This is a genomic window from Scytonema hofmannii PCC 7110, assembly GCF_000346485.2.
Lineage (GTDB): Bacteria > Cyanobacteriota > Cyanobacteriia > Cyanobacteriales > Nostocaceae > Scytonema > Scytonema hofmannii.
Genome location: NZ_KQ976354.1, coordinates 1 through 13,206, shown reverse-complemented (window position 1 = coordinate 13,206; position 13,206 = coordinate 1). Strand labels below are relative to the sequence as shown.

The window sequence follows — 13,206 nt, the reverse complement described above, 5'->3', positions numbered from 1 at the left end:
CAGTGACCAGTGACCAGTGACCAATGACAAATTCAAAGAATATTTTAGGTAAGAGGAATTTTAGAAGGTAAGGTAGTTCACAATTAAATTATCGGGTCTTACTATTGTAAAGCTTAGATAGCTTTGATGTTACACATTCAACAGGTCAAAATTGATGAAACTCGACCTTCGCAAATCCTTAGATACAGTTTTACCAACTGACGAAGAGGTAGCAGTTGCTCAAGCAAGTTGTGAAAAATTAGCAAAGCATTTGCAGAATCCTCAAGCTAACCGCACTATTAAGCTCATGCAAAGTAACACGGAAGAGACTATTGTGATACCAGAGTCTGCATTTTGTCAGTTAGTAGAGATTTTGGCACAAATGGCTAAAGGTAACGCAGTCAAGCTGCACCCAATCCGACACGAGCTTGAAGTTTACGAAGCTGCTGATATCCTGGGTGTTTCCCGTGCCTATGTGATAGGTTTACTGGAATCAGGAAAAATTCCTTATCGCATGGAAGGGACAAGTCGGCGGATGCGTTGTCAAGATGTACTGGATTACAAGAAACGAAATGATGAAGAAAGAAGGAAAATTTTAGATGATCTGGCTGCCGAAGCGCAAGAATTGAATATGGGATATTAAATTCATGGCAAGTTTCAGAGTTGTCTATGATGCAAGTTATATTGTAACTTTCAATCTTAGAGACTTTCGCGACACAGATCTCGCTCCATATGGCGTCCAAGCTTTGCATCCTGACAAATTTATTCTACACCTTATTCATCTAGATTCCATAGCAGTCTGCCAAGCAGCACAAAGGCAAAGAAGCCGACTGAAAAATCCACCCAAGGCAGTTAAGGAGTACTTAGAAACGTTACAACAACAGGGGCTTACGCTGACAGCCACTCGTTTAAGAGAGGTCTGTCAGGAGATTTAAGGTTTGCTACTGTGTTTGGGTAAGCTTGCTTTTCAGCTCACACCACAAAATTATCAAAAACGCACATTTGAGATGCTCCCGTTCTATTAGGTAAAATTTTACTTATAAACAACCACACAACCATGCTAGCCGAGATTCAACCCGGAACTTTGATTGGTCACCGTTATCTGGTTCACAAGCTTCTTGGAAAGGGAGGCTTTGGAAGAACTTATTTAGTGTATGATACTCAGCGGTTTGGTGAACCTTGTGTCCTTAAAGAATTTGTACCTCCAAACACATCAGAGCGTTTACTGAACAAATATCGTGACCTATTCGAGCGCGAAGCAAAAGTTTTATACCAAATTAATCATCCCCAGATCCCTAAATTTCTAGCCTGGTTGACCGAACAAGAGCGGTTGTTTATCGTGCAGGAATATATTAATGGTCAAACCTACTCTCAACTTTTGCGTGCTCGCCTTTCTCAGCAAAAAAAACCTTTTTCTGAGGCTGAAGTTATTCAATGGTTACTGGAGTTGCTGCCGGTGTTAGATTATCTTCACCAGTTGAATATCATTCATCGGGATATTGCACCGGATAATGTCATCCTTTCCCAGAAACAGTCTAAACCCGTGCTTATCGACTTTGGAATCGTTAAACAGAAAGTCTCTGAGGTTTGGAATGCTGATTCAGAAAATGACCAGTACTCTGTTATGGGTTCAGTGGTGGGTAAAATTGGCTATTCTCCACCGGAGCAAATTCGTATGGGTCAATGCTACCCTTGTAGCGATCTATACGCACTGAGTGTTTCTGCTGTTGTTCTTTTGACTGGAAAAATGCCAAATTTGTTACTCGATCCGTCTCTAAAGTGGCAATGGCAATCCTACGTTAAGGTCAGTCATCAATTGAGTGAAATACTAGAAAAAACCTTAGCAGATAATCCATCAGACCGTTACCAGTCAGCCAAAGAAGTTTTCGATGAGTTGCAGGGCTGTTACCGCAGCCAAGGGGAATTGCATCTTGTATTTGGTAATTCTGGTGCGCTTCAGCCAGATAAAAAAGTCCAAACTGTTGGCAATAATGAGCTTGAAACTGCAAAGACTGGAGAGACAGAAGAAAATAAACTATGGAAGCAACAGCTACCCGATATCAAGACAAATATTGAAAATCAGCTCGGTATTGACTCAGAGTTTTTAGAATCTTGTCAGCAAGAATTAACTAGTTTTGTGGGACCGTTTGCTAGTGTTCTACTCAGAAATACTTTGAATCAATTCCCACAGCTTACACCCAGCGAACTTATTGAACGGCTGGCTGTAGCAATTCCTCATTCGCAAAGATCGCAAGAGTTTAGAAACCGCGCTCAAATTCTGCTTTCAAAAACAGGAACACATCAAGAAACAACCGTCTCTCAGGATATGGTAACCAGCTTCCCGGCTGCTAACGATCCAGAGTTTTTACAATATTGTCGTAAAGAACTGGTGAGTTTTGTCGGACCTTTCGCTACTGTTCTTATCGAAGATACTATAGCTAATAACCCACAAATAACACCAGAGCAGTTGGTAGAAGTCTTAGTAGCAAAAATACCTCACCAACAGAGAGCACAAGAATTTAAAAATCGTATTCAAATCCCTCATAACCGTTAGAGGAAATACATGACTTAGGTCATCTGCTTCTAATTCTTTGGACGGTATTCCTCAAAACTTTGAATTGCCATAACCAAACTCAACTTCATACGAGTAAAAGCTTCTACAAGAGAGCCTATTTCATCGTTGGACACTTTCTCAAATTCAGCATCGAAATCACCAGTACTCACGGCTTCTGCAACTCGAACAACGCGCTTGATAGGCTGTATAACATATCGCTTCAGCCATAGGTTAGCCACGTATATAGCGATCGCAAAAACTAAAGTGATAATTCCTATCGCTAAGATCAATGCTTGGTTAGCTCGCACAAGAATTATATTTGCTGGAACAGAAACAATCTGAGTGCCATTAATTTCATTCAATTTCCAGCCAAATCCATGCTCTGTTCCATACCTTTTAATCATTTTCTTAGGAGCGACATCTGGATTACTATGACATCTTAAGCAACTTGAGTCTGTTATGGCTAAGGGACTAGCAGTGTAAAAGTATTTTTCTCCGTTAATCCAACGATATCCTGATGTTGTGTTTTTAAGATTATTGGCTTGCTGGAATTTTTGCACAATTGTTGTTTCAAAATTATCAGCTCGATCTTGAGAATTGGTAGGATTTAGCATCGCGTCCTTGTAAAAGAAGTCTTTGTAAGCTTCGTCTTGTTTTTGTAAAGTTACAAAGACCTTCCGTGTTGAGTAAGACGGGATAGCTTGCAGTGCAAATTCATCTTCTCCTAAGCGTCGTTCCAATACTGGTTGCACTTCATCAGTTGTGTATTGCCGAACAGCATTTATATTCTGAAATATAAAGCGAGCTCTTGATTTGACTGCAATTTCAGCTTGGTAATTTAGGAGATTAGCAAAAGCTATACTACTTAATGTAATTCCTCCAATAAATATTATTAGTAGTAATGTGGTGAGCTTGGTCGCTAATGTTAAGTTTTGAAACTTTCTTGTTAATTTTATTAACATATATCTTAAGGATGCATTTCCTGAAAAAATGATAAAGAGTTTTAACTTTTCGGTAAGCATCCAGCTGCTCAGCACTTCAGTCGATCTTTCGTGTTTAAGTAGCCGTCAGAATTCCGAGAATACAAATATCATATACGGAGCGCAGACCGCAGACCCCAATTCCCTAAGCCAACACCAAGCCCAATCCCTAACACTACGCAACAAAGAGTAGAATTCCTCACAAGTTCTTCATTTTGTGATTGTACTTTGGATAGTGTTAAACCACTCAAACCTGAGGAATGAGCAGTGAAAAAGGTTTTCGATTTTATTTATCGCTTAATTGGTCTAGAAACTGAAGATTCACGGCTAAGTGATTCCTACAAATAGCTTCATTTTGGGTGCAGATGACAAAGATATGTCTTAAAAGTTACTAAACAATGAGTAATACTGAGATAAAAGTTTTTTTAAACTCAGTACATTTTTTGGTTATTTACAATACAAGCTGGCGAAAAAACAAAAATATCAAGGTCATTATGAGTTACAAGATTACAGAACTAGAATCTGCAAACCTTTTTGAAGAGTTGAAAAATGAGCACAAGACTACAGTGGTTAGCGATCGGGTCATTTCAAGCACAATAGTCACCCTTGAAGAACAGATTTTGACGAATGGGGGAACAGATTCAAGCATTGCAAACTCAACTACTAGAAAACGGAACCACAACTCCGCTCTCAGTAGCGCAGAGGTGAGAGCAATTGTCTCTGATTTCATCTCCGTATGCTCTTTATGGTCGATGATTTTTGTGGTGTGGTTGTTAATCACCACACCCTGTGTATTAATTATCTATTACTTCCTTCACCTGTGAGCGCTACCAAGAGCGCAGAAGGTGTATATCGACTAGCTAATGGACAGTTAGTCATGAGTCGAGAGTGTCAGTGAACTATCTATCACCACGCTCGCACAGAGTATAGCAACCAAAAAGCGATCGCACTGCTATAAATTTACACAATTTATTCCAAGTCGGGTAATTCTTCTCTTGTTAACAATAGGCGGATAGAGCGTGGTTTTCCTTTTTCCCTTTCAATCAATCCTAAATTTTCTAAAGTCACCACCATATTGTGTACTGTGGGTGGTGTTGTTTTAAAATAATGCTGCATATCAGCCTCCGCAGGTGGGTAACCATTGAGTTTTGTATAGTAGTAGATAAAAGCTAAATATTTACATGACAATCTCTACCCATCAAACGCCAAAAAATATTCTCCCTACACAAGAGCAAGCCACTGCTGCACAGGCAAGTTGTCAAGTTTTGGCATCCTTGCCAAAAGACCAAAGCTACTACAATATAGAGGTCATGGAAAATGAAACTCAAGGGAAAAAAGTAACTATACCCGCTCCTGCTATCGATTTACTGATTGAGATTTTAGGAATTATGGGTCAGGGGAATACTGTAAAAGTAACTGCAATCCCGAAGGAGCTAAATATTTCTCATACAGCAGAGATTTTAGGTGTTTCCAAAGATTATGTATGGAGTTTACTTGATGCCGGACAAATTCCCTACAAAGTCGAAGGAAACCTCCGCACGATGCGCTATGAAGATGTTCTTGAATATAAGAACCGTCAAGATACCGAAAGAATAAAAGCTCTTAATGAACTTGCTGCTCAAGCGCAAGAACTGGACATGGGATACTAATTCATGTCAAACTTGACAGTAGTGTATGACGCCTGTGTACTATATCCAGCCGCACTGCGTGATTTTTTAGTATGGTTGGCACTCACAAATTTGTTTCATGCAAGATGGACGGATGAGATCCATGACGAGTGGACGCGGAATGTTTTGAAAAACCGTCCCGATCTTACAAAAAAACAATTGGAGAGAACAAAAAATCTGATGAATAGTAGTGTCCCAAACTGTTTAGTCACAGGTTATGAATCAATTATTCCTGATTTACAACTTCCCGATCCTGATGACAGGCATATCCTCGCCGCCGCAATTCATTGCCGTGCTAATATTATCGTTAGTTTTAATTTAAGTGATTTTCTGGCAAAAGTTTTAAATTTATACCGGATTGAAGCGCAGTCCCCAGATAATTTTATCCTTAACTTGCTTAACCAAAATTTTACAGTAGTTTGTGAAGCGGCTCAAAGACAAAGAAAAACTCTTAAAAATCCTCCTAAAACAGTGGAAGAGTATTTAGAAACGTTGAAACAGCAAGGGCTTGCACTTACGGCTACTCGTTTAAGAGAGGTTTGTCAGGAGATTTAAATTTGGATCTGTTAATACAAGCATCATACAGAGAAAATGTATCTTCATATTAAGTCAAAAGAGGTCGTTTGCTGAGTACACAGAAAGCAGATAGCTAAGTCGTAGTCTACTGTAATGCTCAACCTGATATCAACAACGTTGTGTAATAATTTACCTGTAGAACGAAGATGCGATCGCACAAACGATAGCAGCCAAAAAGCGATCGCGCTGCCATTTTTCAAAAGTTAAATACCCGAAATGCTGTTGAAGTTGCATAAGTCCTGGGAGATATCTAATGATATTCAGACTCATCTTCTTTTCTTCTTCCTTCGCGCTCTTTGCGTCTTTGCGGTTCATTTAAATAAGTAATCTTCGGGCGGAAAGAGAGTAATATCAAGTCCGGTTAAAGACTTATCATAAAGATAGCAGGGGGCAAGGGGTAGGGGGCGGGGAGCTCACAACGACTGCTAGCAGCAGAACAGGGAAATAAAGACTTGCTAATTTAGCATAATCTCTACCAATCAAAAAGCTGCTTAAAAAATTTCAAAGTAGGATGAACTATATTGTCATCTACTTTTTTGCCTAAATCCTCTCCAATGACTTCACCCGTAAATTTCCCCAAATCTTTTGCTTCTTCAACTCCTGTAAAATTAGAAATTACTGAACCAACAACAGACCCGATTTTCCCACATACAGATTTCAAAAAAGGAATCACACTAAATAATTTTTCTTTAATCTCTTTTTTCTGATTTTCGTTTAGCTCAATATTCTGCCATTTTGATGCAGGTGTAAAAAAAATACTACTAAAACTTAATCTTTTAACTGTTGTCAGTAGAAAAGGGATAGTACCTCTTTTAGACATTCTTACAAAAACTTTTGTATAAAGTTCTGCAAGCCATACTTTACCATCGGGAGTAGTTTCATTTTTATTATCTACTGCTACTGATGGAATTTGGCTAGCTATTTCAATTCCTGTATACTTTGCTATTGCTGATTGAATATCCTCTGTTCTTTCTTGCAATTGAACTAAATAATCCTCTTCAGCTTTGTCTGCAAATGTAAATACGATAATTGAGTGTTTCCATATCTCTGCACCAAAGGCTTCTGTAATTATTTTTATTCCGTCTAATTCATCTCTCCGAATTCGAGTTTCATAAATTGGTGTAACAAACCAAATTAAATCAATATTGTTTACTTTAGAGCGTATTAGTTCTAAATACTTGTAGTCATTTCCCTCTTCTATGACATCATCACAAAGACCTGGAGTATCAATCACCGTAAATGAAACTCCATTAATTTCATTATCATAAAAAGTAACATCCATTGTTGTTGGTTTACGACGACTAGTTGCTGCAACTTGTTGACCCATTAACGCATTAATAGTGCTGGATTTCCCTACTCCAGTGCGACCAACTAAAAGATAGACAAATTTTTCATTACGAGAGATTTCTAAAACTTCAATTAAAGATTTTAAAAACCGACTCATGATGGAAGATATTGATTCTTTCCCATCCATCATGGCTGTATGTATTTTTTTAGTTAAATCTTCAATAGTATTTTTTAAATTTTTATTGTCTTGTTTGTCAAGTTTATTATATATATAATCAACAATTTCTTTGACGGTTTTCATTTTTTCTGCGACTGCATCAGGTATTTCTATATCAAACTCTTCTTCCAGAGCCATTAGTAATTCAATTGCATCTAGCGAATCTGCTCCCAGATCTTTCTCAAGATTAGATTGTAAAGTAATTTTATCTGGTTCTACATTTAGTTCTTGGGAAACTATAGCTTGTACTTTCTCAAAGATTGTTTGAGGGTTCATAAACGGAATTAACCTAATTATAGATTTTGGTCGATGCTTATATAGTTCCCAAAAAAAGCCAGTTAATAACAGGCTTGTAAATTAATTAAGTTCATTTACGCTCGTTGAGACACGATCTCTATCTATGGGCAATTTAGAAAGAATCGCCATTGCATCTGAAAAATTTTGTCTTTCTCGTGGTTCCAGCTTTCCGGCTCGTAGGCGGTCAACGGGAATACCTGATCAACCAGATAAATAACGATATTATAAAAACTATAAAGCTTAATTAGCATTTATAGTTTTTATTTGTCCTCAGAGATTTCTACAGTTTGATTTGACAAAACATAATTAGCAAACGTAATAATAAGTAGATAGGCAGAAATAAACAGAACTATATTACAAAATGTAAATGGATATGGGATACTAATTCAGTATTGTACTGATATCCCGATCGCTGAATGTCAAATCGCAGAGGGGAATGACTAATGCCAACGAGAGTAGATTTTGCTGACATCATAGCGGAAACTCCAACACTGGAAACCGTGACCGCCGAATACCAAGTCATCCAGATGCAGTTTAACCAGGCTCAAACCTCTGAGCAACGAAAGGCTGTCTTTCAGCAGTGGGATGCTTTGCGACGCCGAATCAATACGTGGAGCGAACTTACGCAACTGCGCTTTCACCAAGATACGCAAAACCCAGAGTCCAAAACTGCCTTGGACTACTACAGCGAACTTTCGCCGTCTTTGACCGCCCTTGAAGTAGACCTAAAACGGCAACTGATCCACAGCCCCCATCGCGCCGAGCTAGAACAAAATTTGGGACGGCAAGCCTTTTTGCTGTGGGAAGCAGACATCACGACTTTTGAACCAGCGATCGCAACAGATTTAGTCGAAGAATCCAAACTCACCAATGAGTACACCGGACTGCTAGCCTCGGCAAAGCTAGACTTCCAAGGCGAGCAGGTAAATTTATCGGGTTTGCAAGCCTATCTGCAAAGTAAAGATCGAAATATTCGCCACCAGGTAGAACAGTGTCGCTGGCAGTTTTTTGAGCAGAATCAAGACCGCTTCGATGAACTGTTCGATCGGTTGGTGAAACTGCGCGATCGCATGGCAAAAAAATTGGGCTATGAGAACTACATTGCGTTAGGATATCGCCGATTGCGACGGGTGGATTACACTCAAACCGAGGTCGAGGGCTATCGAGATCGAGTCGTCCAAGAGGTTGTTCCCTTAGCAATGGATCTCATTCAGCAACAGGCGAAACGGCTCAACCTAGACACCGTGTATTTCTGGGATGAGTCCGTCTTTGATGCAGAAGGTAGTCCCGCACCAATTGGCGATCTTGACTGGATGCTGCAACAAGCGCAAGAAATGTTTGATGCCATGCATCCATCGCTGGGTAGCTTTTTCGGCATGATGGTTGAGCGGGATTTACTGGATTTGCAAAACCGTCCTGGAAAAGCAGGAGGCGGATTCTGCACATACTTCCCAACCTATGACGCTCCCTACATATTCGCAAATTTCAATGGCACAAAAAACGATGTGCAGGTGTTTGCTCACGAGATCGGTCACGCCTTCCAAATGTGGCGCAGTCGCCATTTGCCAGTTTTCGATTACCTGTGGGCTACTTTAGAATCGTGCGAAATTCACTCTATGAGCTTAGAGTTTCTCACCAGATCGCACATGGAAAAGTTTTTCGGCGATCGAGCCGATGGATTTCGCTCTCAGCATCTAGCCGCGATAATTCTGTTTCTGCCTTATGGCGTAGCAGTCGATCATTTTCAGCATTTGGTCTATGCGAACCCAAAAGCAACGCCGCAAGAACGACATCAAATGTGGCAACAGCTGGAAGCTCGTTATCTGCCTTGGCGTCAATATGGAGACTTGAACTACCTCAACAAAGGCGGACTTTGGCAAGACAAACGGCACATCTACTGTTCGCCATTTTACTACATTGATTACACCTTGGCGGGGTGTTGCGCGTTGCAGTTTTGGGTCAAAGCAGAAGAAGATTATTCGCAGGCGTTGGCGGAGTATATTGCGTTATGCGATCGCGGGGGTTCTGCATCCTTTCGAGAATTAGTGCGATCGGCAAATCTCCTTTCTCCATTTGAACCGGGCGCACTTACTCAAGTCGTTGAAAAAGTGCGTTCTTCTTTGAAGGCTTGACCTGAAGCGGATTCATTACAAAAACTTACAAATAGGCGATCGCCACGGCCATTGGACAGGGAAAAGAAAAAATTCCTAGCTGTACAAAAGCAGACTATCGGGATCGCTTTGTTAAAGTGGCTTGTGTGTGGAACAGTCCGCACAATAACGATCATTTCCCTAACCGGGCAAAAAAATACCCATTGCGGTTGTATCAACGGGAATAAGGGTAAAGAAAATTTAAAATATCTCTCTGAATATAATAGTTGGCGTATGATGCGCTTGCGCTGCACGAATCCAAACCGCCACGATTATCCTCGCTATGGTGGAAGGGGGATAAAGGTATGCGATTTAGCCATTTTTGGTAGCTAGTGTTCCAAGATTCCCATGCACCAATAGCTTTTCTTATTGCACAACGACGAAGCTGTGCTGGAAAACCATTGAAAGGAAATGGGTATTGTGCATCATCCCCAATGGTCAATTTTTCATAATACCTCCACACTCCATTTTCCTCTCTTGGCAGGTTAATATCTGGTGTTACGACAGCATTCCGAATTCTGTTGCTCGAATTTCTTTAAGAAATGCTTCTACTGACTTTATTCATATGCCTGCTCACACCTTGCCCATTACCTTGCGCCAGTGCGATCAAAGAGCGCACTTATTACAATAGCTTAAAGGTACTGCTAAAACGGACTCATATCGATTATGATTAAATCCGTGACTATTTCATGGTAATTTAAATCGCTTTCTCGGTAGCTCTAATTTGTAACCGTAGATTAGCGCTTTTCCAAAGACAGGAGATAATATGAGCAGCGAAAGCGGATGCCCGTTTACAGGCGGAGGTCAGAAACTTACGGCTCGTCATATGCCGTCGAACCGAGACTGGTGGCCGAAATATTTGAATCTGAACATCCTCCACCAGCACTCACCCCAAGCCAATCCCATGGGTGAGGCGTTCAATTACGCTCTTGAGTTCAAGAGCCTCGACTTAGCTGCCCTCAGGGCAGATATCTTCGACCTGATGACCACCTCTCAGGACTGGTGGCCAGCCGACTACGGTCATTATGGACCGCTCTTCATCCGCATGGCGTGGCACAGCGCAGGCACGTATCGGATTGGCGACGGTCGCGGCGGCGCAGGTTCTGGTAGCCAGCGGTTTGAGCCGCTCAACAGTTGGCCCGACAATGCCAACCTCGACAAGGCGCGCATATTACTTTGGCCAGTCAAGCAGAAATACGGTAAGAAAATTTCGTGGGCTGACCTTATGATCTTCGCTGGTAACTGCGCGCTCGAGTCGATGGGCTTCAAGACGATCGGCTTTGCCGGCGGGCGCGAGGACGTTTGGGAGCCAGAGGAAGACATCTACTGGGGTTCTGAGAAAGTCTGGCTCGGCGACGAGCGTTATAGCGGCGATCGGGTGCTCCTAAATCCCCTCGCTGCCGTTCAGATGGGTCTGATCTACGTGAACCCAGAAGGGCCGAACGGCGAGCCCGATCCGGTCGGCTCAGGGCGCGATATTCGCGAGACCTTTGGTCGGATGGCGATGAACGATGAAGAAACGGTCGCGCTCGTTGCTGGTGGACATACCTTTGGCAAATGCCATGGTGCGGGCGAATCGTCGCACGTCGGTCATGAGCCTGGGGGTGCCAGCATTGTGGAGCAGGGCCTCGGCTGGAAGAGCACCTTCAACACTGGCGTAGGCGTCGATGCGATCACCAGCGGTATTGAAGGTGCATGGACTCCTACTCCGACACAGTGGGACAACAGCTATTTCGACACCCTGTTCAAATATGACTGGGAGCTGACAAAGAGTCCTGCTGGCGCGTGGCAATGGAAGCCTAAGAACGGTGCTGGCGCGGATACAGTGCCCGACGCGCACGATTCGTCGAAACGGCACGCTCCTATGATGACCACGGCGGACATGGCCATGAGGATGGACTTTATCTACGAGCCGATTGCGCGGCGTTACCACGAGAACCCGGATGAGTTCGCCGACGCATTTGCCAAGGCGTGGTTCAAGCTGACACATCGCGACATGGGTCCGCGATCGCGCTATCTTGGTTCAGAGGTTCCAGAGGAAGAGTTCTTGTGGCAAGATCCCATCCCCGCAGTCACCCATGAATTGATTGATGAACAGGACATCGCCGCTCTCAAAGGCAAGATTCTTGCTTCGGGACTGTCTGTCTCACAACTCGTTTCGACTGCCTGGGCGTCGGCGTCAACGTTCCGTGGGTCTGACAAGCGCGGTGGAGCGAACGGAGCGCGCATTCGTCTTGCGCCTCAGAAGGATTGGGAAGTTAACCTGCCGACCCAACTGGCAACGGTGCTGCAAACCCTGGAGGCGATCCAAGAGGAGTTCAACAGCTCGCAGTCTGGCGGAAAGCGGGTTTCGCTCGCTGATTTAATTGTTCTAGGCGGATGCGTGGGCATTGAACAAGCGGCGAAGAAGGCTGGGCATGAGGTCAAAGTTCCCTTCAAGCCAGGACGTGCAGATGCGTCGCAAGAGAAAACGGATGTTGAGTCCTTCGCCGTGCTTGAGCCAACCGCAGACGGGTTCCGCAACTACTCCAGCGGCAAACACAGCGAATCGCTTGAGGAGTTGCTAGTTGATCGGGCGCAATTGCTAACCCTGTCAGCCCCTGAGATGACGATTCTCGTAGGTGGCTTGCGCGTCCTGAGTGCGAACTTTGAAGCGTCCAAACACGGCGTCTTCACCGATCGTCTAGAGACGTTGACCAATGACTTCTTCGTGAACCTGCTTGATCTGGGCACGACGTGGAAGGCGACCACTGAAGATGAATATGAGTTCGAGGGGCGCAATCGCAGAACAGGCGAACTCAAGTGGACCGCTACCCGTGTTGACCTCATCTTCGGCTCAAACTCTCAGCTACGTGCCCTCGCGGAAGTCTACGGATCTAAGAACTCGCAGCAGAAATTTGTGCATGACTTTGTGGCAGCGTGGGACAAGGTGATGAACCTCGATCGCTTCGACCTCGTTTAGTCGAGAGCGCAAAGGTCTTCAGATTAGGAGAGTACCATCACTCATCAACCGGACTAAAATCCGAACCAATTAGGGACTTCCAAATAAAAAAGTATCCCAAAATCTCTTGTGGGACGGGCGTCTCGCCCGTTACAGATCGGAGGGCGGGCGGGGACGCCCACCCCACAAAATGGATAATTTATTTCTTGGAAGTCCCTTGCCAGAGAGGATTACGTAATTTTTTAAAAATTTGTATAAATTAAAACTATTTATTACGGATAATGACGGAAACTAATGGGACTTAAACTGGGAATTTGACGGCATATTTCAGACAGCGATCGCCTTGACTGTAATCTTTTCACATACCACATTGTAAATTGTCAGAGTCGGTTTGTTATGTAGCAATGAAAGAGCCGCAATGTTCTACCGTAAAGCAGGGTATCAACCCTATGAAATCGTTTATGAGAAGCATCTTCCAAAAGAATCGTTCTTGTCAGAGGAAATAGATAGAACTTAGCCAAGTGCGATCGCATAACAGGTATGTAAAGACGTTGCACT

Annotated in this window: 13 protein-coding genes and 1 pseudogene; 8 read left to right on the top strand and 6 right to left on the bottom strand. The window is 42.9% G+C overall.

The genetic code is table 11. The annotated features are described in order from the left end of the window. Positions 1-154 precede the first annotated feature (154 nt). From WA1_RS00065 to WA1_RS00055, 3 genes are all read left to right on the top strand, one after another. Positions 155-622: a helix-turn-helix domain-containing protein gene (locus WA1_RS00065; protein WP_017742278.1), complete on the top strand. Its 468-nt coding sequence runs from the start codon at positions 155-157 to the stop codon at positions 620-622. A gap of 4 nt (positions 623-626) precedes the next feature. Then, positions 627-914 (top strand): VapC50 family PIN domain-containing toxin, encoded by a 288-nt coding sequence (locus WA1_RS00060; RefSeq protein ID WP_017742279.1) that lies wholly within the window; start codon positions 627-629, stop codon positions 912-914. A 122-nt stretch (positions 915-1,036) separates the two neighbouring features. Then, entirely contained in the window at positions 1,037-2,533 is a 1,497-nt protein-coding gene (locus WA1_RS00055) for a serine/threonine-protein kinase (RefSeq protein WP_017742280.1), read from the top strand. 29 nt (positions 2,534-2,562) lie between these two features. Here the strand turns inward: WA1_RS00055 and WA1_RS00050 are convergent, their stop codons facing one another. Next, entirely contained in the window at positions 2,563-3,495 is a 933-nt protein-coding gene (locus tag WA1_RS00050) for a Tll0287-like domain-containing protein (protein WP_033334859.1), read from the bottom strand. Between the two features lie 512 nt (positions 3,496-4,007). Between WA1_RS00050 and WA1_RS00045 the strand changes: the two genes are divergently transcribed. Next, positions 4,008-4,337 carry a hypothetical protein gene (locus WA1_RS00045; RefSeq protein WP_272819031.1) on the top strand — a complete coding sequence of 110 codons (330 nt, stop codon included), beginning with the start codon at positions 4,008-4,010 and terminating at the stop codon, positions 4,335-4,337. Positions 4,338-4,482: 145 nt separating this feature from the next. Here WA1_RS00045 and WA1_RS00040 read toward each other — a convergent pair whose 3' ends face one another. Beyond that, positions 4,483-4,701: a LexA family protein gene (locus WA1_RS00040; protein WP_017742283.1), complete on the bottom strand. Its 219-nt coding sequence runs from the start codon at positions 4,699-4,701 to the stop codon at positions 4,483-4,485. Here WA1_RS00040 and WA1_RS00035 point away from each other — a divergent pair. Together WA1_RS00035 and WA1_RS00030 are read left to right on the top strand one after the other, a co-directional pair. Next, the gene (locus WA1_RS00035; RefSeq protein ID WP_017742284.1) at positions 4,695-5,162 is read left to right on the top strand and encodes a helix-turn-helix domain-containing protein; all 468 of its coding nucleotides are present in this window, start codon (positions 4,695-4,697) and stop codon (positions 5,160-5,162) included. The two genes, WA1_RS00040 and WA1_RS00035, sit on opposite strands and share 7 nt — an antisense overlap. Positions 5,163-5,165: 3 nt before the next feature. Then, on the top strand, positions 5,166-5,735 hold the full coding sequence (locus WA1_RS00030) for a PIN domain-containing protein (RefSeq protein ID WP_017742285.1): 570 nt from the start codon (positions 5,166-5,168) through the stop codon (positions 5,733-5,735). A 150-nt stretch (positions 5,736-5,885) separates the two neighbouring features. Here WA1_RS00030 and WA1_RS00025 read toward each other — a convergent pair whose 3' ends face one another. The 3 genes and pseudogenes from WA1_RS00025 to acpP form a co-directional block, all read right to left on the bottom strand. Further along, the gene (locus WA1_RS00025; RefSeq protein WP_017742286.1) at positions 5,886-6,071 is read right to left on the bottom strand and encodes a hypothetical protein; all 186 of its coding nucleotides are present in this window, start codon (positions 6,069-6,071) and stop codon (positions 5,886-5,888) included. Between the two features lie 157 nt (positions 6,072-6,228). Beyond that, positions 6,229-7,266 (bottom strand): GTPase, encoded by a 1,038-nt coding sequence (locus WA1_RS54470; protein WP_419183606.1) that lies wholly within the window; start codon positions 7,264-7,266, stop codon positions 6,229-6,231. 33 nt (positions 7,267-7,299) lie between these two features. Further along, a pseudogene (gene acpP, locus WA1_RS61520) lies at positions 7,300-7,536 on the bottom strand (acyl carrier protein); the annotation flags it as partial. Between the two features lie 464 nt (positions 7,537-8,000). Between acpP and WA1_RS00015 the strand changes: the two are divergent. Continuing rightward, positions 8,001-9,689, top strand: a complete 1,689-nt coding sequence (locus WA1_RS00015; RefSeq protein ID WP_017742288.1) for a M3 family oligoendopeptidase — start codon at positions 8,001-8,003, stop codon at positions 9,687-9,689. A 193-nt stretch (positions 9,690-9,882) separates the two neighbouring features. Here WA1_RS00015 and WA1_RS58460 read toward each other — a convergent pair whose 3' ends face one another. Beyond that, entirely contained in the window at positions 9,883-10,170 is a 288-nt protein-coding gene (locus WA1_RS58460) for a hypothetical protein (RefSeq protein ID WP_017742289.1), read from the bottom strand. Between the two features lie 303 nt (positions 10,171-10,473). On the opposite strand from WA1_RS58460, the gene katG reads away from it, so the two are divergent. After that, positions 10,474-12,669 carry a catalase/peroxidase HPI gene (gene katG / locus WA1_RS00005; protein WP_017742290.1) on the top strand — a complete coding sequence of 732 codons (2,196 nt, stop codon included), beginning with the start codon at positions 10,474-10,476 and terminating at the stop codon, positions 12,667-12,669. The last annotated feature ends 537 nt before the right edge of the window (positions 12,670-13,206 follow it).